At 51.9% G+C, this 25470-nt stretch carries 14 protein-coding genes; 7 read left to right on the top strand and 7 right to left on the bottom strand.

The genetic code is table 11. The features are described 5' to 3' along the window. Window positions 1-1517: 1517 nt before the first annotated feature. Entirely contained in the window at window positions 1518-1865 is a 348-nt protein-coding gene (locus AB1656_22800; GenBank protein MEW6238229.1) for a hypothetical protein, read from the top strand. Window positions 1866-1923: 58 nt separating this feature from the next. Here AB1656_22800 and AB1656_22795 read toward each other — a convergent pair whose 3' ends face one another. Together AB1656_22795 and AB1656_22790 are read right to left on the bottom strand one after the other, a co-directional pair. Then, window positions 1924-2550 (bottom strand): methyltransferase domain-containing protein, encoded by a 627-nt coding sequence (locus tag AB1656_22795; GenBank protein ID MEW6238228.1) that lies wholly within the window; start codon window positions 2548-2550, stop codon window positions 1924-1926. Window position 2551: 1 nt separating this feature from the next. Next, a complete protein-coding gene (locus AB1656_22790) occupies window positions 2552-3661 on the bottom strand; it encodes an NAD-dependent epimerase/dehydratase family protein (GenBank protein ID MEW6238227.1) in 1110 nt (369 codons plus the stop codon). Between the two features lie 234 nt (window positions 3662-3895). Here AB1656_22790 and obgE point away from each other — a divergent pair, with 234 nt between their 5' ends. Both obgE and proB read left to right on the top strand, forming a co-directional pair. Further along, entirely contained in the window at window positions 3896-4981 is a 1086-nt protein-coding gene (gene obgE / locus AB1656_22785) for a GTPase ObgE (protein MEW6238226.1), read from the top strand. Window positions 4982-5021: 40 nt separating this feature from the next. Continuing rightward, window positions 5022-6185 (top strand): glutamate 5-kinase, encoded by a 1164-nt coding sequence (proB, locus tag AB1656_22780; protein ID MEW6238225.1) that lies wholly within the window; start codon window positions 5022-5024, stop codon window positions 6183-6185. Window positions 6186-6380: 195 nt separating this feature from the next. Here the strand turns inward: proB and AB1656_22775 are convergent, their stop codons facing one another. The 4 genes from AB1656_22775 to AB1656_22760 all read right to left on the bottom strand — a co-directional run bounded on the left by AB1656_22775 (window position 6381) and on the right by AB1656_22760 (window position 13394). Next, window positions 6381-8669 carry a 30S ribosomal protein S1 gene (locus tag AB1656_22775; GenBank protein ID MEW6238224.1) on the bottom strand — a complete coding sequence of 763 codons (2289 nt, stop codon included), beginning with the start codon at window positions 8667-8669 and terminating at the stop codon, window positions 6381-6383. 165 nt (window positions 8670-8834) lie between these two features. Further along, complete coding sequence (locus AB1656_22770; protein ID MEW6238223.1) at window positions 8835-9470, bottom strand: lysophospholipid acyltransferase family protein; 636 nt, start codon at window positions 9468-9470, stop codon at window positions 8835-8837. 66 nt (window positions 9471-9536) lie between these two features. Next, the gene (locus AB1656_22765) at window positions 9537-11417 is read right to left on the bottom strand and encodes an ABC transporter permease subunit (GenBank protein MEW6238222.1); all 1881 of its coding nucleotides are present in this window, start codon (window positions 11415-11417) and stop codon (window positions 9537-9539) included. A gap of 87 nt (window positions 11418-11504) precedes the next feature. Then, on the bottom strand, window positions 11505-13394 hold the full coding sequence (locus tag AB1656_22760) for an ABC transporter permease subunit (GenBank protein MEW6238221.1): 1890 nt from the start codon (window positions 13392-13394) through the stop codon (window positions 11505-11507). A gap of 186 nt (window positions 13395-13580) precedes the next feature. On the opposite strand from AB1656_22760, the gene AB1656_22755 reads away from it, so the two are divergent. The 4 genes from AB1656_22755 (at window position 13581) to AB1656_22740 (ending at window position 19871) form a co-directional block, all read left to right on the top strand. Continuing rightward, entirely contained in the window at window positions 13581-16295 is a 2715-nt protein-coding gene (locus tag AB1656_22755) for a hypothetical protein (protein ID MEW6238220.1), read from the top strand. 208 nt (window positions 16296-16503) lie between these two features. Continuing rightward, window positions 16504-17430: an ABC transporter ATP-binding protein gene (locus AB1656_22750; GenBank protein MEW6238219.1), complete on the top strand. Its 927-nt coding sequence runs from the start codon at window positions 16504-16506 to the stop codon at window positions 17428-17430. A gap of 25 nt (window positions 17431-17455) precedes the next feature. Beyond that, the gene (locus AB1656_22745) at window positions 17456-17620 is read left to right on the top strand and encodes a hypothetical protein (protein ID MEW6238218.1); all 165 of its coding nucleotides are present in this window, start codon (window positions 17456-17458) and stop codon (window positions 17618-17620) included. Between the two features lie 211 nt (window positions 17621-17831). Continuing rightward, window positions 17832-19871 (top strand): hypothetical protein, encoded by a 2040-nt coding sequence (locus AB1656_22740; GenBank protein ID MEW6238217.1) that lies wholly within the window; start codon window positions 17832-17834, stop codon window positions 19869-19871. A 95-nt stretch (window positions 19872-19966) separates the two neighbouring features. Here AB1656_22740 and AB1656_22735 read toward each other — a convergent pair whose 3' ends face one another. Further along, a complete protein-coding gene (locus tag AB1656_22735) occupies window positions 19967-25120 on the bottom strand; it encodes an alpha-2-macroglobulin family protein (GenBank protein ID MEW6238216.1) in 5154 nt (1717 codons plus the stop codon). Between the last annotated feature and the right edge of the window lie 350 nt (window positions 25121-25470).

Genomic DNA, 25470 nt, shown 5'->3' with positions numbered 1-25470 from the left:
ACAATAATGCACCCCAAAATTCGGACTGACGCTTAAGGTGGGAAACCTCGATGCCGAAGACAGGAAGATGGGGTGAATCCAATAAAAAGAATGCGCAAAAGTTATGATGGAACGATGAAGGCGAAAGTGGCCTTGGAGGAGATCATAGGGGAGATAATCTTATCCCATATCTCCAGCCGCTATCATGCGCGTTTTAGAATGTATCATCCCAACATGTAAAAAATCGTTTAAATGCACTGTTCAGTTTGACAATGCTTTTTTACGGAGTAAAAAAAATGCCGATAATTAAAAGAGCATCGAAAAATCATCCTCATATAACTGCTTTTCTCTTTTTCCTTATTTTTTGGTTTTCTTTGTTCATTCTATCCGGTTCTCTTTTCTCCGGAGGCCATTTAACCGACGATCATGATATATTGAGAATAAATAATTTAATTACCGAAGGGTCTTTTTCTTCGGCTCTTCATAAGTTATTGGGCGACGATCTGAAAATACGTTTTCGTCCTTTCTACTATTTTTTTCGCGTGACCGAAACGTATTTTCTAGGAGATAATTTTCTTCTTTTGTCCATTCATAAAGGTATTCTCGTTGTTTTTACATCGTTTTTTCTTTACTTGTTTTGCGTCTTCCTGAGTTTTAGTTTCTCTCAATCTCTTCTCTTCTCCTTATTGACTTTAATCGGCCCCCAAACCGAGATATGGTGGCGAAAGGCTCCTAATGAAGCGACGGGAATGCCCTTATTATCAATCGCCCTAATATTTATGGCTCTTAGTTTGAAAAAAGCGAATTTACGGCTTGTGTACGATATTCTTTTTTTGCTATTTCTCTTCCTCGCCGCTCTCTCGAAGGAAAGTTTTCTTATCACGATTCCGTTTTTTATCTTTCTAAAAATCATATTGGGATGCAGTTTGGGCGCCTATTGCTCTCTTTACGACGGATTGAAGAAAAACCGTCTCTGCCTTGCGGCGTCTATACCTTTCTTCTTAGTCGGATTATATTTCATCTATTCGTTAATCGGCGTTCAAACCTTGAATTACGCGGGACTTGATAGCCATATTGGTTTGAAAGATTACATCAAAATCCTTTTGTCATTCTTATTGACAAATTGTTTCTGGATTATTCTCATTGGATTATATACAATCTTAATTTGCAACGTCGAAAGCAAGAAGAGATTTGATTTATCGTCGCTAGTATTTCTCCGGCACTTGTTCTGGATAATTTTATTCGCGGCGCTTTTCGTTATTTCTCAAACCACCTTATATACTAAAAGCAACATGTTCGGCCGGTATTTTCTCCCTGCCACGTTTGGTTTATCTTTTCTCGCCATTTGGATATACCGATACATTGCGATTCATTATAAACATGTTCTAAGCATCATGCTTAGCGCATCTATCGTTTATTTACTCTTAACCGGCTATTCCTACGTTTTAAAGCCTATCTTGAGTTTTTCTCGAGAAGGAAGAAACACGCAAGAATTTTTCCGCTTCATTCAAGACAACGTATCTATTGACGAAACGATCATGATCGTTTCGAACCAAGACAATCCCGCCCTTGAATGGTGGTTTTCCCCCCAACGGTATCTGCATTACGCCGCCAATCGAAAGAATTTATTCCCTTGCATCATTACCGAATCCGGAGCCTTGCGCATAAGTAAAGGTTTGCAGGAAGAGAATCCAATCGTAGAAAGTAATATTGATGTTAGCAACCAGCGTTTTCAATGCATCCTGGTTGTTCCCGGAGCGGATAGGTATTTTTTACGAAGCGTAGCTCCTTTGATGGATATGTTGTCCTATCAAAAGCGAGTATTCAATATCCGAGATTCCCAATTTCAATTTACGGTTTATTGCATGAACGCAAATTCCAAGTAGGTTTCTGTTGCTTAACGGAAGCGCGATTGCAATCCAATGTAACTTTCCGATCGATATTTTATCCTTTACTGCATGGTTCGGTTTGGCATTGCATCAAACAAATTCCGCCGCTGCGGCGGCGGATGTTCTCATGCGTCTCCGCAGCGGCGATGGCGAATCCTTTACGCTGAGCAATGGCGGCGATTTCATTGAGGCGGTTTTGGGGATAGACCAGATATAGTCTACCGCTTGGGACTAACTGCGCAGCGGCGCAATCCAGCAGCGTATCCGGCGGCAATGCGTCATCCCGCCGCGCTAAGCGCCTATCGGCTTGATGCGCCGGTCGCGACGCTTGCTTCGCGAAGAATGGCGGATTGCAGACGAGAACGTCGAAGCCGTTGCCTAAGCGCGCTGGAGAGACTGCATCCCAAACCAGAAAATGAACATTTGTCAGAGGTTTTAACAATAACTCCTCAATCCGTTTTTTCCAATTCAGGGCTTCGGCGATCTTATCGCGCTGCAAATCGAAGCCAATGATCGTTCGATGGCCGGGAAAGCGCCAGGCCAGCCGCAACGTTATATACCCAGAACCGCAACCAACCTCCAACGCCCTTTCCCCTGGCTTGATTTCGGCGTATTCCGCCAACAATTGCGTTTCGCGGGATGGGCGCAGCCGGTCGAAAATCGGCGGCCAATCTTCCTGCATTTCAGGCGAGTCCCTTTTCCGCCAGTTCTTTGGCCGCTTGATCGAAAAGATCGCGTGCGTCCGTCGAGCGCGACCATTCCACCAGTTCCCGCATTCCTTCTTGCAGAGAAACTTTCGGCTCGAAGCCCAGCATCGTCTTGATTTTAGTTATGTCGGCGAAGCAATGGCGCGTATCGCCTTTGCGGTATTTGCCGGTGATTTCCGGCTCGATGGATACGCCGTAAGTTTTCGCCAGCATCAAGGCGATGTCTTTAATGGACGTGGGTATTCCCGTGCCCAGGTTGAAGGCTTGCCCGTTCGCCTTATCATTCTCCATCGCCAGCATATTCCCCTGAACTACGTCATGCACGGAGATGAAATCGCGCGATTGCAAGCCGTCCTCGTAGATGACCGGCGGCTTGCCGTTCGCCAACCGGCTCATGAAGATGGCCAGCACGCCGGTATAGGGATTGGACAACGATTGGCGCGGCCCATACACGTTATAATAGCGCAAAGCGACAGCGGGGATGCCATAGGTCTGACCGATGCTGAGCAGCATATCTTCCTGGTCGCGCTTGTTCAGCGCATAAATCGCCTGGCAATCTCTCGGCGCGCTTTCCGGCGTCGCGGAAGGCTCCATGACCTCGCCTTCCGGAGAGAGATATTCCCATCGTCCCGCTTTGAGTTGCTCTTCGCTGCGGAAGTCCGCCTTGATGACGCCCCGGCGGGGGCATAAGCAGCAGCCTTCGCCGTAGCTGGACTGCGACGCGGCAACGATGACTTTCTTGACGCTATGCTTTTCGTTCGCCAGCAAATCCAACAGATTCGCCGTGCCGCCGACGTTGACATCCACATAATGCTTGACTTTATACATGGACTGTCCCATGCCTACGGCGGCCGCTTCGTGGAATACGATTTCCTGATCGGCCAGCGCCTGGCGAAAGGCGCCGATATCGCGCACGTCGCCGTAGACGAATTCCGCTTTGGGATTGAGATAGACGGGTCTTTCCCCATTGGGATGAACCTGGGGGTCCAACGAATCGAAAATTCTCACCGTATGCCCGCGCCGAATCAATTCATCTGCAATGTAGGATCCGATAAATCCGGCCCCGCCCGTTACGAGTACTTTCATGAAATGCTCCTTTTATCGAATATAGCCGCCAACAGCGTTTAAACTGGAGGATGTTGGCATAGAATCTATAGAAATGCCGTTAATAAAAAAATAAGTTTAGCATCATTCGTTCTATCTTCGAATACGGCTCTTCAGGAACCTTCTTCCCTTTGTAGAATAAATGATGCTTAATCAAGTCTAATTATCGATTATCGATTCCAAAGAGTATGATCGAGCCAAATAAGGAATGACGCCATGCCGATGATGGAAGGAGCATTTATCGATCGCGTTAAACTGCGCCTGAAAGCAGGCGACGGCGGCAACGGCGCAGTTTCCTTTCGCCATGAAAAGTACGTTCCTTTGGGAGGGCCGGACGGCGGCGATGGCGGACGGGGCGGCTCCATTATTCTGCGGATCAATCCGGGATTGAATACGTTGGAAAAACTGCACTCCCAACCTTTCTATAAAGCGGAAAACGCCCATCGCGGCGGAAAAAACAACCGTTCCGGAGCCAATGGCGAAGATTTCGTTCTCGAATCTCCGCCAGGAACCGTTGTATACGACGCGGATACGCGCGAACTGATCGTCGATATGGAAGAAACGAACGGGGAATATGTCATCGCGCGGGGGGGCGCGGGCGGCAAAGGCAACGCCCGCTTCGCTACTCCTACGAACCAGGCGCCCCGCAAAACTACGCCGGGAAAGCCGGGCGAGGAATTAACCGCTCTCTTCGAATTGAAACTTGTGGCTCACGCCGGTCTTATCGGACTGCCCAACGCAGGGAAATCTACGTTGATTTCCTCCATTACCGCCGCCCGGCCCCGCATCGCCGATTATCCCTTCACTACGCTGCAGCCGATTCTCGGCGCCGTTCCGCTGGAAGACGACTCTTCCCTCGTTATTGCGGACATCCCCGGAATCATTCAGGGCGCGCACAGCGGCGTCGGGCTGGGATTGGAGTTTCTCCGCCATATCGAACGCACCAAAATGCTTGTCTACGTCATCGAAGTCTCGCCCCACGATCCCGACCTGCCTGCCGTTACGTTGAAAGACCTTCGGCATGAAATACAAGAATACGATGCGGCGATTTTGCAACGGCCTTCTTTGATCGCTCTCAATAAAATCGATTTGCTGGACGACGAGGAGGAGATTCAACTCGTATGGGAGACTTTCCATCGCCATTGCCCGGATATCCCGCGCGATTCGATTTTCCTCATTTCCGCCCTCCAAAAAAAAGGGACGAACGAATTGAAGGAAAGGATTGTATCCACTTGCCTGGAGCAGATGCAATCTGGCGCGAAAATTCGCTCCGAAGAACAAGGACTCTCGTTTCATCCATAACGCTCCGCAGCGCAAAAACACGCTGAAATACTGGATAATCATGGGAAAAGAAATCAATCGATCGGAAACGGCGCCGGGAATCATTCAAGGCATGATGGACAAGATGAAGCGGATCGTCGTCAAGATCGGCACCCGCGTCATCGACGACGAGAAGACTCATTTCAACCGCCCAGTGATGGAATCTCTTGTCAAGGAAATCGCTGCGCTTAAGTCCAACGGCATAGAAGTCATACTGGTTTCATCCGGCGCCGTCGGCGCAGGCTTGCGCGCTTTGGGCATGTCGCGCCGTCCCCCATCCATCCATTTGCGCCAGGCCTACGCCGCCATCGGCCAGGGACGGCTTATGAACCTCTATAGCGAACTCTTCGGCCAATACGGCATCATCACAGCGCAAGTTTTGCTCACTCGGACAGACCTAGACCGGCGCGATTCCTACCTCAACGCCCGCGAAACGCTTCAACATTTATTGACTATTGGCGTTCTGCCCATCATCAACGAAAACGACACCGTCTCCACCGACGAATTGCGCTTCGGCGACAACGATTATCTCGCCGCGCTGTTGGCGGGGAAAATGGACGCCGGGCTTATAATTCTTCTGACGACTGTTGACGGCCTGTATCGGACATTCGAAAACGGCAAAGGCGGCGAATTGATCGAAACGATCGACGACAATTTCGAGGAAGCGTCGTCGCTCGTCAAAGATAAAGCGGATCCGCTATCGATGGGCGGAATGCGTTCGAAACTGGAAGCGGGAAAAAGCGCCAGTTCGCGGGGCGTACTCGCCGTCATCGCCAACGGCCGCAAAATCGGGATAATCGACGGCCTCTTTTCGGGTAAGGGCAAAGGCACTTGGATCATTCCCTCCAAAAAAAGAATGGCCGCCTGGAAATATTACCTCGCTTTCGCCAAACGGCCCTGCGGCGGCCGGATTATCGTCGACGACGGCGCCGTGGAAGCATTGCGCCGGAAAGGGAAGAGTTTGCTGGCGTCGGGAGTACGCGCCGTCTCCGGCTCCTTCCAAATCAAGGACCTTGTCCGCATCGACGATTTACAGGGCGTAGAATTCGCCCGCGGGCTTGTCAACTACAACTCGGACGAGCTGCGCCAGGTATTAGGCCGCTCTAGCCAGGAGATCGGCGAAATCCTTAACGGCCGCAAAGCCATCGAAGTCGTTCACCGGGATAATCTCGTTGTCTTGGAATAGAAACGAAATGATGAAGGGTGAATGATGAATGATGAATAGTGGGGCTCGCTTCGTTCGACCCACCCTACTAATAATCCCCTCACCCTAATCCTCTCCCAGAAAGCGAGGGGATGGAATTGCGTAACATGAAATAATAAGAAAGCGGGGAAAGTTTTCGACTATCCCCGCTTCGATGGCGATATTATATTTTCAGCATTATTCCTGGCGCAATTCTTCCTCGGAAGCCATTTCTTTCGGCTCTTCGCTAACGGAAACATTCACCTCTTCGGCAGGCGTTTCCATTGGTTCGGAAGGAGCGGGTTCTTCCATCGATTCCAATGCCGTTGGTTCTTCCGGCGTTATTTGGATTTCCGGTTCAACCGCAGCCGGTTCTTGCGGTTGGACTGACATTTCCGGCTCAATCGCTGCTGGTTCTTCCGGTTGGACTGACATTTCCGGCTCAATCGTTGCTGGTTCTTGCGGTTGGACTGACATTTCCGGCTCAATCGCTGCTGGTTCTTGCGGTTGGACTGGCATTTCCGGCTCAATCGCTGCTGATTCTTGCGGTTGGACTGGCATTTCCGGTTCAATCGCTGCTGGTTCTTGCGGTTGGACTGGCATTTCCGGCTCAATCGCTGCTGGTTCTTGCGCCTCCGGCGATGCTTCTACAATGGGCGGTTCTTCGGCTCTTGGCATATCCGCTTCCGCCGCCGCTTGTTTTTTCTTCTGCATCAAGCGGTGCATCTGCTCGCCCAGCAATTCGCCGAGCGTGGCGTTGCCGCCGGATTCCGAAGTCAAGTATTTCTTTACTTCTTCGGCTTCTTGTTCTTTGATGAAGTCCTTCAGCGACAGACTGATTTTACGATTCTCTTTATCGAATTTGACGATCTTCATGACGACGATGTCGCCGACTCGGAGAACATCTTCAGGACGTTGTCCCTTTTCCGTAACCAGCGTCGAGGAATGCGCTAATCCTTCCATCCCCTGTTCGAGTTCGACGAAAGCGCCGAATTCGGTCATGCGGGTTACTTTGACTTCTACGGCGGTTCCCACTTTGTACTTCTTGGCGGCGGCGTTCCAGGGATCGGGTTCCAACTGCTTCAGACCCAAAGATATCCGCTGTTGCAAGGGATCGATCTCCAGAACTTTGACTCGAATCTTCTCGCCTTTTTTCAAAACCTGCTTGGGATGATTGATCTTTTCGCCCCAGGAAAGGTCGGATACGTGGATCATGCCGTCCACGCCTTCCGGCAAGCGAACGAAGGCGCCGAAATCGGTCATGCCCGTCACCTCGCCTTCGATCTCCGATCCCGGAGGATAGTTCGCCTTGGCCAGCGTCCACGGATCGACTGTCGTTTGGCGCAAACTGAGGGAAATGCGCTTGCGCTCCATATCGATGCTTAGCACTTTCACGCGCACTTCTTCGCCTTGTTTTAAGATTTCGGAGGGGTGATTCACCCGTTTGGTCCAGGACATTTCGGAAATATGAATCAATCCTTCGACGCCCTCTTCCAGACCGACGAAAGCCCCATATTTCGTCAAACTGGTAACCTTGCCGCCGTGCACGGTTGCCGGCGGGAATTTTTCCTGTACGCGCAGCCAGGGGTCGGGATATTTCTGTTTGAGGCCTAGAGAGATTCTTTCGCCCTCCATATTGAGGACCATGACCTCGATCTCGTTTCCTACGCCGACTACTTCGCGGGGATGATTGACGTGTCCCCAGGACATGTCGTTGACGTGCAACAACCCGTCCACGCCGCCCAGATCCACAAACGCGCCGAAATCGGTAAGATTTTTCACGATGCCCCGCACCCAATTCCCCGTCTGGAGCGATTCCATCGTTTCCTGGCGCAGCGCTTCGCGGCGCTCTTCGATGTATTGGCGCTGGGAGAGAATCAAGTCCCGTTTTCTGCGCATTTCCAGGATTTTGGCCTCGATGGTTTGCCCGATCAACGCCTTTTGATCTTCAGGCGTCCGCGCTCCCGGCCCCATTTGCGAGAAGGGGATAAAGCCGCGCAGGCCGTCCACATCGACCTGGAAGCCGCCCCGCAGGATGGAGCGCACTACGCAACGGACGGAGGTTCCATCCTTGAAGGCGTCGCGCACCATATCCCGCGCTTTCCGCTCTTTCGCCTTCTGCCGGGAGAGAATCGGCAATCCGTCCCGCCCTTCCCGGCTGATGACCATGACGTCCACATCCATGCCGACAAAGACGTTCGGGTCTTTGCCATCTTCCAGAAATTCTCGAAGCGGGATCACCCCTTCGGATTTCGATCCGATATCCACGACAACATCTTCGGATGTTACTTTCAGCACGGATCCGGTCACAATCTGGCCGGATTCAATTTCGGAAGACATCGATTCTTCCATTAACATAGCCATGTCCATGTCGATGTCTTCGTTGTAATCGGGAGTTTCAACGCTGGCAGCGGCGTTGCGGCTTTCCGATATAGCATGGTCATGGGCGGATTTAACATCCGCTTGCACTCGTTCGCGATCCAACATCTACTTCAACTCCTCCGGTTTAGGTGTTGAGGATAATTATAGTCATCCATTCCGATTTTGTCGGCTCGATTTATTTTCTTTCGATCCGTAACAAAAACGCCCAACGGATTCTACAAGAAATTTAAATCGTGTTAAGTCTCTCTCAACGGGAAGTTAAAGGATTTTTCAACTTCCTGTTTTTCTCTTGAATTCGATTTTCATGCTTTCGATTTCGTTTTTCAGCCGCTCCGTCAATTTATTTAAGGCCTCGTCGAAATCGTCAATGTTCTTTTTCTCTTGCGGAGCGATAGGCTTCCCGATCGTCATTACAATCCGATAGGGCCGTGGAAACCAATTCCCTTTCGGCATCGCATTAAATGTCCCGTCGAGATAGATCGGAACGATAGGCGCATCCAATTTCAATGAAAGCCACGAGAGGCCGTTCTCGAAAGGCAGCAGATTCCCGTCCAAACTTCGCGTTCCTTCCGGAAACAATGCCAGCCCATTTCCTTCCTTCAGCAAGCGCACAGCCAATTTTACGGCTTTCGCGTCGCCTCGATGGCGGCCAACCGGATATACGCCTACGCTCCGAAACCACCATCGGAAGAGAGGGAATTTGAACATCTCCTCTTTGGCGAGGAAAGCCGCTTGCCGGGGAAGCCCGATGGCGACGATGGGCGGGTCAAGAAAACTGTTATGGTTAACCGCGAATAGAACCGCTCCCGTTGGAGGCACATTTTCTTCTCCGCGGATGGCGAACCGAAAGTAGACTCGAGCAACCAGCCTTAACAAATGCCATTGAATGCGATAAAAGGGTTCCATCTTTCCAGCCATATCCCTTTAACATTATCACTTCTTGAAGGAATTGAGAAGGAGCGCATGAGAAGGCTAATCCTTGTTCTCCATCGCGCGAATCGTCCCTCGCAACAGGCTGCAGCACAGCCCCAAACATAATATCCCTTGCGCCGCCGCAAAAAAATATCCTGCATAAGGCCCCGCCGATAGACCATTCCCCGCCGCCGGAAAGAGGTCGAGGCAGATTCGATTCAAAACGCCATTCGCCCATTCGGCGATGCCGGGCATATTGATGCTTCCTTCGGGAAACACAATGGAAACTCCCGCCAGCGGACTCAAAAAAGAAAATCCCAGAAGCGCCCATGTCGAAAAACTCCGCAAAGCGAAAGATCCCGCGTCCGGCAACAAAAACGGCAAAATCAAGGTCGTGAAAATCGCCGCGCCGGATACGATCAACGCGCGGTTCGTCCGGCGGAAACGGGCCGAACAATATAATCCTAAGGAGGTATAAACTGACAAGGCGCAAAAAAGAAGGATCGGACACCATACGATGGCCAACGCATTCGCCGCGTCGTTCGCCAGGTCGACTTCCAATTCGAAAAACCAGCCGCAAACGAGTTGCGCCAGCATTCCCGGCGCATAGAGGGCGATGGCGACGATGAAGCTATATTGAAGATTGGTTACGAACTTCGCCCATACGATTTGTTCTGTAGTCAACAGCGAAGTACGCAACAGATCGAGCGTTTCCCGTTCCCGGTCGCCGCTGATGCTCGTGGCCGCCAGCGGCAGAGTGAATAGCGCCGCCGCCATGAAGGGAAGGGAAAGGAACAACCAGGAACCTTGAAACGATGACAACGGCAGCGCCAAAATGGAAATCATCAACGATATATAAAACAGCCGCAGCAGCATCGATGCTCTGGCGAACCATTGCGCCTTCCTCTCCAGAAACAGACCGGGATTCTTTTCCTCCGAGGCGCCATGAAGGATAACGTCGTAATCCCGCAAACGGCTTTCCCCCTCCTCTTCTTCCCATTCTTCTTCGGCCCAGGCCGCCGTCTCTTCTCCCAAGGCGATCCGATTTATGCGCCAGGCGGATAGAAAGAAAAACAACAGGCTGGCGCATCCGGATAGCGCCAGATGAAACAATTGGCCTGGATGCAGCTGGATCGTTGGCGGCGCGCCGCTCGAAAAAAAAGGCGCCAAATTGACGAAAGAGATGGTAAAGCCGCCGCCGCCCTTCGACCGCGAAGCGGCGATCTCTTCCCGCAACGCGGCGTAGGGACTCAAATAGTGAAAGCCGTGATTGAATACGCTCACGCCTTCCCATTTCATGGTTCCGAGGTAATGCCATATCGTTCCGTGAAACGGCAGAAGGAAGCCGTAGAACAAAACCAGGAGCGCCGCCAAAAAGTACACTTCATAAATGCGCGTCCGCAAAGTGGAACAAAAGAATCCTAAACTGCCGTAGCTCAAAGCAGCCGACAACAAGATCAAATAAACCCGCAGCAGATCCATTCCGGACAAGCCGCCGCCGAGAAAACTTAGCGACAGTACCGGCATAGCCGCCGTCAACAACAAAACCACGAACAAAAGGGGAATCAATCCTTTGGCTAATATGAGATGCATTACGGAAATCGGAGAGGAAAGCAGGAGAGGCAAGGTGGATTGCTCCCGCTCTCCCGCGATCAGCGGCGTCATCAGGAATGGGGTAGCGATCATCAGAAACAAGAGATGTCCTTGCGATAAAGCGAAGAACAACTCGCGCGCTCCGCCCGCAATATCTCCGCCCGGCGCCCAATGCCGCACGAACGCCGCCCAGTTCTGGCTGACCACCGCCAGCAACGCCAGGAGAAAAAGAAGCAGAGCGAGAAACGACTTGCCGCTGCGCAGAAAAACCCTCAATTCGCGTCCCAACAAAGGCGAGACGGCGATCTCCTTAACGGCGCGAAAAAATTCGATCCAATGGAAATTCAATAGACAATCCTTATTTCTTTTGCGTCTTCAATGAATGAATATTTATTCGCTTCGATGCGCCGCGCCATCCCCCATTCGATTATACTCTTATTCCGGTTTTTCCAATGAGCTGGACGTCCGTCTCAAAAGCCATTCCGTTACAACGCCATAAATGGCGAGTTGAATCAAAAGGATAAGAAAAGGATTTTGAGCGAAAGGAATGGCGGATATCGGCGCCGCGAAACCGGAATTTGCGGAAGGAAGAATCTTCTTTACGGCGTACAACGGCGATAGAAATCCAGCGCCATAAGCCAATAAGCCTAGGACGGATTCGATCGCCCAAGCGCAGGAGAAAAAACGATTCTCTTCGATAAGGCTCCATCCGGGAAGCATTCTGATTCCGAGGAAATACGATATAGGCAAGCGATGCGGAACGATCTCCATTCCCGGCGATGCGAATAGGATAAAGAGATAACAAGCCAAAGAGGCCGTCAACGCCCAATGCGATCGGCGCATCCGCGCCGAACAGAAAAAAGAAAACGCCGTGATGGCCTTCAAAGCTAGGAAGATCACGACGGGATAAATCGCCAAGAGCAGGAGGATTTCGGCGCGGCTGCTCCCGCCGCGGGCGATATCTTGAGCGTTGAATGGATGAAAAAGGCGGAATACCATTCCCGGCGCATAAAAGGACAACGCCAGAGCCAAGCCGTATTGATGATAAATTCGAATCTTCGACTCTACGATATGCCGCGCTGGAAGCAACGTCGTCCGCAACAATTCCCACGTTCCCCGCTCCTTCTCGGAACTGACGCCGGACGCCGCCATCGGCAAGGCGAAGGGAATCGGCAATAGCAGCGGCATGAGGAACAAAAACGTCGTCGTGCAGATCGGAATCGTCAACAAGGAAAAAATGATCCCGATATATGATATCCGGATCAACGTTCCATAATGGAAAAACCATTGAAACCGCTGCGCCGCCTTGCCCAGCAGATCGCGTCGCCGTTCGATGGCTTGCGATAGATCGTTCGCCACGTCGCGAGAGAGATAGTCCCACAGTTTCCCTTTCTTTGCTGCGTTTGGGTTCTTCTTTTTTCTCGACCGGGGATCGAGGCGCGCGAGCCGATTCATGCGCGCCAACGCTAACGCATAGAACGCGATCGCCATGCTTACGCTCCAAACAATATAAAAATAGAAAGCCGCATGGGTAGAGACGGGCGTTCCCGGGATGCCTATGCTCAACATCGTTCTCTCGGGGAAAAACTCCATCCGCATCGCGGCGAATGGATTGACATTTTCTAAACATCGATGCAGAAATTGGAAAAAAGGATCGTCGCGAAATTGACTATCGACGCCGAAGTAAAAACCGTTATAAAGAAAAACGATGATCGTTAATAGATGGGGAAGAACGACAATAAAAAAGAATACTGCTAATCCGGTATAGATATAAACGCGGCTGATTCTATCGGATAACGTGGAACAAAACGCGCCCAAACCCCCGAAGAAGAAAAACGCGGCGGCGATGAGAAGATAGATTCTCGCGATCTCCGGCGGGGAAACGCCGCCCCCGAAAAGAGCCAGCGATAAAACCGGCAGCGTTCCCGCCAGCAGCAAAAGAAAATAAAACGATCCCGCCAGCTGCTTCGCGGCGAGGATGTGGAAAATCGGCAAGGGAGACGCCGCCAACAATTCGAAGGTTCCGCGCTCTCGTTCTTCCGCGATGAGCGGCGCGAAAAGGAAAGGCGCGAAGATCGCGAGAAAATAGAGATGAGCCTGCGCTATCCCGTAAAACAGCCATCGATTGGATTGCGATATATCCCGCGCCAATTTCCAAGACTGAAGAATGAAATCCCAATTCCGTTGAAAAATGACCAGAAGAAGCGCCAGGAGAGCAAAGAAGGCGAGAAAAGATTTCTTGCTTCTCAATATCCGCCGCACTTCTCTCCACAGCAGGGGCGAATATACAATTTTCCAAATGAGGATGGAAGAAAAATGACGCATCGATACCTGACAGCCAAGGATGTTTGATCTATCTTTATAAATATAATATATAACATGCGAACAGGATGTCATTAAACGGCGAAAAAAATAATATCCCAAAAAATATAACGGAGCGAAGCCCCAGCGCATAACGTTCCGTTGGAGATTTTCGAGACTGCTTTCAATCCAAGGGGGGAGGAAAAGAGATTGCCGACCGTTAACGCTCTAGTCAAATTATATTCTTCCATTCCGCATTCCCGGCGGGATCGCGGACGCTGGATTTTCTCCTGCGTCTTGAGGGGTATGCTTTTTATCGCCCCTCTTTTTCTGCTTTCCTGCGCTGGATTCGGGCCGCCCGCCGATCAAGAAGAATTGGTCTCGGCGAAAATCTACGCCGGCTTCGATCCCGATCTTCCCTTCCGCCGTGACGAGACATGGCTGCCTCTCCGCGTCGAATTGACCAATAACGTCGATCCGATGAAGGGCGAGCTTCTGATACAGTTGAAAGACGGCGATGTCATTTATCGTATGCCGGTCGATCTGCCCACCAAAACGCCGAAAATTTACGACCTATGCGTCTTTATCGAACAAACCCTCAACGAGTTGGAATTCTCCATTTTGACCAGCCGTATGCAGATTCCCCTCGCGCTGGTCACCGTCAGCGCCGTTTACAGCGAAACCGACCGCGTCGTCGCCGTGATGAGCGCCGAACGGGGAACCCACGACAGCCTGGCCCATCGCCCCGAATTGGACGTCGATCGTTTCCGCCGCGTCGTCTACACGGCTCCAGCTTATCTTCCCCGGTATTGGATCGCTTACCGCAATATCGACGCCCTTCTCTGGGATGGGGGACCGGACGCGGCTCTCAATTCGGTTCAACAGAAAGCCCTGGAAGAATGGATTCAAATGGGCGGGACGCTCATTTTGGCGGCGGGAGAGAACTGGCAGCGCCTCGGCGATTCCGCCTTCAAACTCTTCGTTCCTATAACCATGACCGGTTCGAAGGTTCTGGAGGCCGGAACCCCGCTTCAGGTCAAGGACGGCGCCGTCCATCCGGTTTTGAAAACGAAATCGATCGCCGCCGAGGGCGATTTGATCGACGATCCCCAAATCGAGGTTTTCATCGAGGCGGACGGATCGCCGTTATTGGTAGAACGGAAATGGGGAGCGGGCCGCATCGTTTTCTCCGCCGTTTCGCTCGTCAATCCCATTTTCGACGACGAAGCTCAACGCGAAGTCTTCGCCGATTTCCTCACGGAACCGCTTCCCGCAATCACATCCAAGGTTATCGGCAATATCGAGCCGGATATCGGCGGTTTTCTTAAATGGGCTTTTCAAGCGGAGCTGCCCAGCACGTGGTTTATCGCTCTCTATCTGGGATGCTATATCCTTCTCGTCGTCCCCATCAATTATTTCGTTTTCAAGAAAATCGGCCGTTTGGAATGGGCATGGCTTACCGTTCCCGTCTGGGCCGTCTTATTCGCCGTGGGCGTTTATTACATCGGCGCTCTGCGCCAACAAAGCCGCATCGCCGTCAACGAAATCGGCGTCGTGGAAACCTATCCCGGCGCCTCCGTCGCTCCTTCCTATGCCTTCAGTTCCATCTATTCGCCCGTCCGTCAGTGGTATTCCCTCGCATTCGACCATCCCATCGCGTTTCCCCAGAATCCCAACTATTCGTCTATGCAATTCCCGGCTGAGAGTAAAACTTCTGGAGACTCACTTCATATTCTCTATGACGAGAACGGACCGAATGTAGAGGATTTCCTCATCTATCACTGGTCGTCGCGCCAGATCAAAACAACGCAAACGGCGGAAATCGGCCAGGGCGTTACGGCGAATCTGGAATGGGACGGCAGCCGCGTCTTGGGCATTATTACCAACCGCACGGGCGCCGTTCTGCGCCGCCCCGCGCTTTTTACGAAAAATAATTTCTTTTCTTTCGCCGACCTGGCGGATGGAGAATCGATCGACGTAGAAAAAGCGGGCGGCGGCATGAATTTTCTACCCCAAAACGAACTCGCCAACCGCAATATGATCTACGCCGTCCAGCGGCGCGGCTACTCACCGAACCAAAGTATTTCCTTCGATCGCTTTCTCAACGACCAATTGAAGCGTTTCTACGCCGCTTCGTTTTTCGAATTCTATCCAACGGAACCTTTCGCCGTCTTGGCGGCGGAAATGGGGCGCTCCATCTTTCCGTTCAAAATCAACGAGGACGAAATCGTTCCCCAAGGCGATTCCCTTCTTTGCGTCATTCTGCCTTTATCTTCCAAAAGTCACGGTATTGTCGAAGTTCCTTCATCATCCTGGCAAATCTTAGCCGCTCCCTGGAGCAGGACCTGGCGCCAAGCCTCCAACCAACTTAGACCCATTCCTAGCGGCGATTTCCAAAGCCAGATCAGCATCGAAAACAATGCCGAAAAAGAGTGGCATATGGTCGCCCCCATCCCCATGAAAGACGCGAAAATCCGATCGCTGAACATTGCGGCGAACTACCGCCAAATGTTTTTCGGCAACGTCCTTCCTGGCAATGCGAGGTATGGAATGGGAGGAGTTCCTATCAACATAGGACAACCGCCGCGCGGAGACGGCTTTTCCCGAATTTTCGAAAAAGGGAAAAACTCTCCGCCGCTGGAAAACCAACTCCAAATCAAAAATCGGCTGACCGGCCAATACGAATGGCTCTCGAAGGCGTCCGATCTTAACGGTTGGATTAAGAATCCATTCGTTTATGTGGACAAGAATACGGGAAAGATCGGCTTCAAGATGAAAACGGGAAGCGATTGGGGCGTCACCGTCCATCAAGGCAGCATCGGCATCAACCTCTCCCTGGAATTCGGGAGCCAGAAGGCTGCCCGTTTCCTCGGACGCTTGCTGGATGACGGCGGCGAATCGCATGAGAACGAGATTCAGTGGTAGCCGCCGATCGTCGGCGGTTTTAGGGCGAATCATCTGAGGTTCATGCAATAATGATAAAATCCGTTTCGTATTCTCCCCCCAAGCTTGGGGGGAGTTAGAGGGGGGTTGATTTTAGCAGACTTACGACAACCCCCTCCTAACCTCCCCCAGGCTTGGGGGAGGAATAATGGAATTATGCATGGAAGTTCATCCATTCAAGGAGCGCAAAATGATCCGGATTGAAGGTTTTTCCAAGCATTACGGCGACACCTCGGCGGTGAAGGATTTCAATCTTCACGTTGAAAAGGGGGACATATTCGGCTTCATCGGCCCCAACGGCGCGGGCAAAACGACAACGATCCGCTTCCTCGCCACGCTTCTCAAACCCACGACGGGCGAAGCCTGGATCAACAACCACAGCGTTACCCGCGAACCGATGGAAGTCCGGCGCTCTATGGGCTACATGCCCGACGCCTTCGGCGTTTACGAAGGCATGAGAGTCTGGGAATATCTCGATTTCTTCGCCGCCGCCTACAACATTAAAAAGGACAAGCGCAAAAACATCATCCGCGACGTGATCGAATTGCTCGACCTCAACAACAAGCGCGACGACTTCGTCGAGGGTCTCTCCCGCGGCATGAAGCAGCGGCTTTGCCTGGCGAAAACGTTAGTCCACGATCCCCAAGTCCTCATTCTCGACGAACCCGCTTCCGGCCTCGATCCCCGCGCCCGCCATTACATCAAGGAACTGCTCAAAGAATTGCAGCGCATGGGCAAGACGATTTTCATCTCTTCCCACATCCTCGCCGAATTGGCCGATTGCTGCAATAAGATCGGCATCATCGAGCGCGGCGTTCTCTTGGCGGCGGGCGATATCAAGACCATCATGAGTCAGGTCCGCGAAAACATGATCCTCGAGATCGAGATGCTGGAGCCGGACTCACGCCTGGAAAAAATCCTCTGGGACTTCCCCGGCGTGCAAAACGTGGAAGCGATGGGCCAGATCACCCGCGTGGAATACGTCGGCGACATCCGCGAGGTCGTGAAGCTCCACCGCCATCTTCTCGAAAAGGGTCTCGATATCCTCTACTTCCGCGAGCTTCCGGCGGATCTGGAAGAAGTCTTCATGAAAGTTACCAAAGGCGAGGTCGCCTGACGCCAGAAAGGAATTCCAACATCGGATGAACATCCCTGGCTCTGTTCTGAGCGAGACATCTCCCGCTTCCATCCCCAACGAGGAAGACAAAATCGTTTTCTCGCTCCGCCGCCGCGTCTTTTCTCTGCCCCGCTGGCCTTTGCTGCTTATCCTTTTTCATACGGCGGTATTCGTCTTATTTTTTTCCTAAAAACAATGATTCTTGACTTTTGACATACGAGAAGAGTAATTATCAAATAAGTAAAAGGCATAATTTAGATTATACGTCTTAATCTCGGCTTGCATTTTTCCCCCTAACCTTTTATGTCTGATCCTTGATGCAGCGCTCGCCGTTTGAAACAAAAAAAACGATGGCGCGTTGATTGAATAAACGAAATCGCAATCGTAAAGGGGGATTGAAAATGGTTTGGATTCCTTGGGCGGCGGTAATTCTCTACTTGGTTATATGGCTTTTCTGTTTGATTCATTGCTGGCGGCAAAAAGAAATTTATCGTCCCTTCAATATACCGGCCTGGCTTATGAAGGCGATTTGGGCGGCTTATTTTCTGACATCTTCCCCTTTCGCGTTATTGGCGTATATACCCTTCGGCTTGATTCTCAAACATAAGGAATCGCGGGGCGCTATTGCGCATGGCTTCGCCGCGCTCAGTTTGGCGGTCTTATTTTGTCTGGCGATTCTATTCTTTCTCGACTCTCAAACTCCATATCCGGTCACGTGGAAAAAAAACAATATGGGCGATTGGGTAGAGATGTCGAGCCTCTATACTTCAACCACTGACGAAGAGTTTTTTCAGCCTTTGTTCCAATTCGAAGCGCATTACGGCGTATATGCTTCTTCCAATAACAAAACGACGACAACGTCAAGCAACAGCGGTTCTTTCGCCAAGTTCGCCTGCCATCGCGTTATAGTTTTATTGGAAAACGATCATCTCTTGTTATGGGAATCCGCCAAACGAATGGCGGAATCTCTGCGAGAATTTCCATTTCTGGATGCGATCGAGATTCTACCCGCTGGCGCGCCTGTCCCTTCCGGAGGCTTATTGCCCGATATGTGGATTCGCATTGGAATGCGGGACTACAAGGAATCGTATTTTCCTCCCCGGACGAAAATCGAGGCGCAGATTGTCATGCAAGTCTCTTCGCAATTCGCCCGATCCAATCACGGATACGTCGAAACCTACTCCGTTCCCGCAGTCCATTATCTTATGAAAACGGACTTGCAATACTCCAGCCAGGCTGCGGAGATTCGAACCTCCAGCGCCAAATACCATTCGGCGGCCAAGGACATTGGGGCGGAACTGGCGAAGCCGGTAGTCGATCTAATGAAAGAATACCGGGCGAAATACCAATTGCCTCCGAAGGAGATGGACGAACTTACGCCTTCGGTGGAATCCGCTCCGGCAAACCTTGTTCCCATGCTTGCGGAAATCGAACCGGCGGCGCATGGGACGCGACCGCTTACGGTTTACCAGTCCTGCCGAGTCATCGATGCGGGGAATAGAGACAAGAAATTATTCGCGCGCCTCGCTCAAGAATTGGAAGCCGCCGGTTGGCGGAAGCAGGATTTTTCGCCGCAGGGACATTCTCCCTACCTGCGCTACGCCACGGGCCAAGAACGCATCGAAGGATTCGTCGAAACCGAGCCGTTTTCTTCTTATGGGACAAAAGTAAGTTCGGATAAGGATATTTCTAACGCAACAAGATTTGTTGTTAATCATGAAATCTGGATGAATTCAGACGAAGTTCGCGCGAAATTGAAAGGGATAATGGATCGCGGTTGTTCTATTGATTTTTTATTGATGATGAAAGGTTGGATATGGAACGATCCTTCTATAAGGGATCAATATAAAAAGGCGTTGGAGGAAAGTCCGGTCAAATCCGCCATGACGTTTTTGGAACTGGCGGCGATATGGGAATCGATGGGCGATGCGGAACAACAATGGATCGCTTTAAAGAAAGCGGAAGCGATGGAGAAAATCATCGGCGGGGAAGACGCGAATCGGAGCCAAATCGAATATGCGCAAAAAGAATTTACGAAGAAGCATCCCGATTTCGTTCCCGCTGTAAAGACGGCTGAGATTTACGAGTCTCTAGGAGTAAAACCGATGCCGAATGAGGGAAAGATGGAAATGGAAGCCGTCGTGGAAGCTGGTCAACCGTTGGCATTTTACCGAATCGGCGAAGACGGCAAGGTCTTCGTATTATCGGCTTTCATGATTCCCAATCCGTTGCTGGACAGTGAATCTCCCTACGCATTGCGCCTACGGATGCAGGAAAACGGCGGAAGCGAATCCACTTCCGGCGGCAACCTGGAGGGACGTGATCGGAAATATTATTGGCGAGGCAGCATGGAGGATTCGCGATATAACTTCACGGCGGAAAGCCAAATGCTGGACGAGCGGCAATTTAAAATTAAAGCGGCGATAAAACCGGTTTATTAATGAATGATGAAATAAAACAGGCGCCGGAGAAGATATTTTTTCCCCGGCGCCTGATAAACCGTTGATAGGCGATCAACGGAGGACTTGCGTATATTTCATCCGTTATCGCCTTCGATGGTCAATTGGATTCCTCCCGCGTCGGCGCGAGTTTCCGGTTTGTAGTAGAGATAAGCGGAACTGGTCCCTCCATCCGCTTTGACGGGAAAGAGCGCCTTGACCTGGAAGGAGAATTCGAACGGCTCGCCGCTGGTTAATTTGTCGAGGTAGAAAATGACTTTGCGGCCCGCTTGTTCGATGCGCTTGACGTTATCCAGGGTTTTCGCTTTCTCCAGCGATTCTTGCACTACGCTAAAGCCGGTGGGGACGGAAACATCCACGATCGACATGCCCGTCTCTTTCTCGGCGCCGAAGTAATTGACCGTTACGAAGATGTCGACTATATCGTCCACGGCGACATGCTCGGCGGAATATTTGACTTTCAGCAGCATGTCTTCGCCCACGGTTTCAGGGAAAGAGGGGATGTTGAATGAGTGAACGGCTTGGTACATTACCTTGCCGACGCCGGTCGACTTGAGCGTCAATTCTTTGGCAAGCGGCAATTCCACGGTTTGCAGCACGTCGAAATTTTGCGAATTGAGGGTGAAGGTATGAACGAGTTGGCCGTCGGCTAAAACGTCGATCGAAGCGTTCAACTCGCGGCTTTGTCCCGCCGCCGCCTGCGTCAAGGCTTTGAAGGCGACAACGGTATCCTGCGTGGAACCATAGCCGCCGAGGCTGTTGCGCTGAGCCGCTAGCCATTCGAGGGCGGGTTGGGCTTCCAAGCGGTCGAGCAGCGCTAACGCCATGGCGGCGTAACCCGTCGCTTCGATGGCGTGAGGCTCCCAATGCAGTCCCTTGGAATCGGCGATGCCTTGCTTCAGCAATTCGTCTATAGCTTGCGCGGCGGAAGGGCGCTGCGCCCGCGCAAGAGCGTAGGCGATCAGGGAGAGAACGTAAGAATCCACCTGCTGGTTGCTTATATGGCCTTCCAGATAGACGAGGGCTTTTTCCAGCGCCGCCGCATCCGCTGCGCCATATTCGAGAAGCGCGTTGGCGGCGAAAGCGCTGAGAGCCAGGTCTCCATTCAATCCCCCAGACAATTCCTTATGGATCAAGAATCCTACCGGCTGCCAGGAGCCGTCTTTCAATTGATGAGAGACGATCCACGCCGCCGCCGCGTCGAGGACGCTGGAATCGATGGTTTGCACTTCGCGGGCGTTGCTGAAGGTGGAAAGAACGAAAGCTGTCAACCAAAGGCTGCCGCTGTCGTCCTCCTGGCCGAAGGCGGAGAAGGATCCATCGTCGCGGCGGTAGGTCAATTCCCGCTGATAGCCGGTCATAATGAATTGCTCCGCTTTGGCGCGGATAGCGGGGGCCAGTTGTCCGGTGATCTTCAGGTAGCGCAAGACCTCCACATCGGGAGCTAAGAAAATCATATTCTGCTCGCCGCAGCCGTAAGGCATTCCTAAGAGATCGTCCAGACCATCAAGAGACTGCCCCACCAGGCTCGCCGTTACGGCGACGCGCAGGCGTTCGGAATCGGGGACGATCTCGATGGCGGGGGGAATCATATCGTCAGTATCCGGTCGAAGTTCTGGGTCTGAGATTAGCGGTTCGGGCAGACTCGTATCGATAACCACTTCCGTGGCATCCTTCAGGAAACCATTTGAAACAACCTCCTGGCGCACTCCTTCCGGTTCGACCAGCAGGTCTTTGCGGATGGCGTCCGCCCGTTTGGACGACTGGGCAATCAGAGATATGGGGAGCAAGCCTACTTTGTTCGGTTGCAAGGTGAATACGGCGCTTGCCGCGCCGTTGGCGGGCACGGTGATTTCCTGCACGGGATCGTCCTGTAATCCCAGCGCTTCGGCATTGTCGAGAGTGACGCGGATGAGCTGGTCTTCATCGATGTAATTGAAGACGCGAACCTTGAGCGGGAAGCGGTCGCCGCGAATGACGGAATAGGGCAGATCCGGCTCGGCGAAGAAATCCTGGAAAACGCGCAGCGATCCTTCAGCGATGCCCAGACCTTGGGGCGAAGTAGATACGGCGTGCAATTTCCATGTCGTGATGCTGTCCGGCGCCGTTAGATCGAGCGATCCAGCGCCATCGGCGCCGGTAAGCCATTCGGGATTCCAGAGCCAGGTTTCGGGGAAATAAGTGCGAACGCGATCAGGCTCTTGGTAGGTCTGCCCGCTTTGATCCTCGCCGCCCGCAGCGACGTCCTCAAAAATTCCAGGCGCGGGGAAGAGAATTGGGGGCAAGTTATTGCGCATTTTTTCGTTGCCCCAAAAGAGCCAAGGATTGAGCTCGGCGGCTTTGGGAACCAGCATATCTTTCGTTGCGATGATTTGCAGATTGTTATCGTCGAGAACGTCTTGCGTTCCTTTGCCGCCGTAAAAGGGCGTTCGTCCTATAATGTCGCCCTCGCCGGGATGCGTTTCTATCTGCGGCTCCATGAAGATGCGTTCGAGTTCGGCGAAGACGTTGCGGAGATTGAGCCGCCCCGCCGCCAGGGCGAAGACGGATTCGTCTACGATGGCAAGACCCACCATCGATATGCCATCCGCTTGCACGGAGAGCGTTACGGGATCGCCCGGCTTAACTTCCTCGGCGTTGAATTTTACATCCAGATTAACAGGAGCCGTTAATTCTACATTGAAAGGCAGCACGTCGGCGGATACTTCGTTATCCGGCTGGATCATATACGCGGCGATCTTCGCTTCTCCGCTCATGGCGGCGGCAGCGGTAAAACGGATTTCCCGCCCGTCGATGGCGTTGGAGAAGACGGTGCGGCCATTGGCGTAAACGTCGAAAAAGACGCTGCCGGGATTAGTGGCGAAAACGTCGAATACGGCCTCCTCGCCGACGGCGATGGTTCCTTCGTTGCGTTGGCGCAGATGGATGAAATGAGCGCCAGGCGAATAGGCGGCATGAAGCAACAGCGATTCTTCGGTTTTTTTGCCATCCAGTTCGGCGCTGGCAGTTATCGTCGCCATGATGGTTTTTTCGGGGACGTCGAAGCGATAAATGGCGAGACCGTTTTCCGTAAGGACGGAATCCTTCACTTCTCCTAACGAACTTCCATCTTCACTTAAGAAAATAATGTCTATTTCCGCTTTTAAATCCAGCGGAGCGCCGCCGGGCGTTTCCGCCGTTATCAGGATTTCCTGGTTGAGGCCGGGCTTGATGACGGGAGCTTCGGGGATCAATTTCAAGGTTGCGCCGGAATCGACGATTTTCAAAATTTGGTCGGTTTTCTCTTCATGCCCGGCATCGTCGGTTACGGTAACTTTGAGTTGCAGCGTTCCCGCGCCCTCCGCGCCCGTAGTTCCGGCGACATAGACGACGGGCGGCAGATCGTAGGCGAATTTACCGTCCACTAGCCGGCCATCCGCCGTGGCGTAGGTTTGCCACTCGCCGACATACTTCAAGGCTTCGATATGCGCGATTCCTTCCACCGGTTTGCCGAAGAAATAGCGGCTGTCCACGCTTCCAGTTACGCGCTCGTCCACGAGAAACCAGGTTTTAGAGGAATTAAGGCTGATTTCGAAAGAAGGAAGAACGTAACGGTCGACTTCAATATCGGATTCCGTTTGAATATCCGTTCCGCATTTGGCGGTTATTTTCCATGTTCCAAAGTTCAATTCCGCAGCGAGAGGCAGATTGAAGGGGGCGACGCCGTATTCGTTGGCCGTTTTCGTTTCCTTAAAAATCCGGATTCCTTTGGCGTCGGAAACGGAAATTTCCACGTCGCCTTGAAGTGGCGATAGTTCGTTGTTGAGATAAAGAACGCGGCCTTGAATGGTCTGGCCGGGTTTATAGATTGGCTTATCGGTTTCGATGAATAAAACCCCGCCATTCTTCACAGCTACATCGCCGAGAAGCAGCGTTTCGCCGAAGGAGCGCGCTTCCACCTTCCAAGCGCCGGACGCGAGATTGGGAACGGTGAAGGTTTTATTGGCGAATCCCTTGGCGCCGGTGCGGCCTTGATCCAAGAGGATTTGCTCGCGGTCTTTGACGAGAAATACATCGAAAGGCATATCCACTGGTTTTTGCTCGCCGGATTCGACGGTTGTCAGCGAGAAGGAGCCTTTGCCGCCGGTATATAGTTCCTTAGGCATTACCAAAGCGGCGGATAGCGACTTCGGCGCGCTATCGGGAGTTAATTCAGGCAGACCTACGATGGAATTCAAGGTTTCGGCTTGCAAAATGAGATTATCCACCGCCAGTTCGGAAGGGTTCTGGCCGCCGCCGTTCTGAATGACGGCGTAAATCGGCGCCTCATGGGGGGTATAAAGGCCCGCCGCCATCAACTTGATGGAAGCGGGAGCGAGAGGAATGTTTTCGTTCTTGACGAACAACGCCGTAGTCCAAGCGCCATCCGTCAAAACCAGCGCGGTCATGCCGTCGTTTCCGCTGAGCCGGGAGACATCGGCCTTTGCCAGCAACAGCGTTTCTTGATCCAATCCCGCGGCGTTCAAGGTTTGTACGGCGGCGTTAGCGGCTTCTCCACCGCCGATGGTTTTGAGAATCAGGCGGCCATTGCCGCCATCCTGCAAGACATCGCCCTTATCCAAATTAATGTTTTCGATCAATTGGTTGGAAGGAGAATCGAAGGTTCCATTGGGGATGGTAGTCAGGAGAAGCGCTTCTTTGAGGTCCAAAGAATAAACACTGAGGGAATAGAGAATAATTTCCGCGCTTTGGCTGGCGCTAGGAAAGAGCGAAGGCTGAACTGCAGGAAGAAACGCGCCTGAAGGCGGCGAATAGATTACGTGCAGACGCTGCACAGCGGTGGAGGCATATTCCGCAGGATGAGTGAATTGTGTATAGGCCAGTTGTCCGTCCGCTTCTCCGTTCTCGGCATTTAGCGCCGCTACGGCGATCTGCGGAGCGCCGGATGCGACGCCGTATTCCAGCGTGATGACAACCGGCCCCGCTGCGGTTACCGGGATTTTCGCCGACAACAGCGCCGCTTGTCCCGGGAGCAGCGTGACGCGATAGCCGTCTCGAATCGCGCCTCCTGCGGGAAACGTTCCCCCTGACATGGAGGGCGATTGATAGCCGGCAACCGGAGTTAACGAAAAATGACCGCTTTCCACAGAGCCGGATGCGAATAAAAAGGAGGCGATGGGTTGGGCTTGAACGCAAACCGCCGTCAGAAGGATGAGTAAAGTTGAAAAATTCCACGCAAACATACGCTTCATGATTGTTCTCTCCTGGATATAGGAATTGATGGCGCCTTATACACTATATATCAAATTTTGGCGATAACGTTCCCAAATAAATTCGTTCGATACATTTAAATGATGAATGATGAATGATGAAAAAGATTGATGGGTCAAAAAACGTGCCCCAACCTACTTTATTTTTCTCCCTGTCTCCCTGTCTCCCTGTCTCCCCGTCTCCCCGTCTCTTTTGTTGGTCTGAGCCTAGCCTACGATGGAGTTTTGATGAATTTTTGGCGCAGAATGTATTTATGGCTGTCCTATTTGCGCGCCAATATGGCGCATGAAATGGTAGGGAAATCGATGGATATAATGAGGAAATAGATTTA

Source organism: Candidatus Omnitrophota bacterium (assembly GCA_040755155.1).
Taxonomy (GTDB): Bacteria; Hinthialibacterota; Hinthialibacteria; order Hinthialibacterales; family Hinthialibacteraceae; genus JBFMBP01.
Note: the sequence above shows the minus strand (reverse complement) of the source record. Positions and strands in the feature narration are given on the sequence as shown.

Coding starts and splice junctions, on each gene's coding strand:
- AB1656_22795 (MEW6238228.1), bottom strand. CDS start 2,550: ATGCAGGAAGATTGGCCGCCGATTTTCGACCGGCTGCGCCCATCCCGC.
- AB1656_22800 (MEW6238229.1), top strand. CDS start 1,518: ATGATCGTTTCGAACCAAGACAATCCCGCCCTTGAATGGTGGTTTTCC.
- obgE (MEW6238226.1), top strand. CDS start 3,896: ATGCCGATGATGGAAGGAGCATTTATCGATCGCGTTAAACTGCGCCTG.
- AB1656_22745 (MEW6238218.1), top strand. CDS start 17,456: ATGAACATCCCTGGCTCTGTTCTGAGCGAGACATCTCCCGCTTCCATC.
- proB (MEW6238225.1), top strand. CDS start 5,022: ATGGGAAAAGAAATCAATCGATCGGAAACGGCGCCGGGAATCATTCAA.
- AB1656_22735 (MEW6238216.1), bottom strand. CDS start 25,120: ATGAAGCGTATGTTTGCGTGGAATTTTTCAACTTTACTCATCCTTCTG.
- AB1656_22760 (MEW6238221.1), bottom strand. CDS start 13,394: ATGCGTCATTTTTCTTCCATCCTCATTTGGAAAATTGTATATTCGCCC.
- AB1656_22790 (MEW6238227.1), bottom strand. CDS start 3,661: ATGAAAGTACTCGTAACGGGCGGGGCCGGATTTATCGGATCCTACATT.
- AB1656_22775 (MEW6238224.1), bottom strand. CDS start 8,669: ATGTTGGATCGCGAACGAGTGCAAGCGGATGTTAAATCCGCCCATGAC.
- AB1656_22750 (MEW6238219.1), top strand. CDS start 16,504: ATGATCCGGATTGAAGGTTTTTCCAAGCATTACGGCGACACCTCGGCG.
- AB1656_22770 (MEW6238223.1), bottom strand. CDS start 9,470: ATGGAACCCTTTTATCGCATTCAATGGCATTTGTTAAGGCTGGTTGCT.
- AB1656_22740 (MEW6238217.1), top strand. CDS start 17,832: ATGGTTTGGATTCCTTGGGCGGCGGTAATTCTCTACTTGGTTATATGG.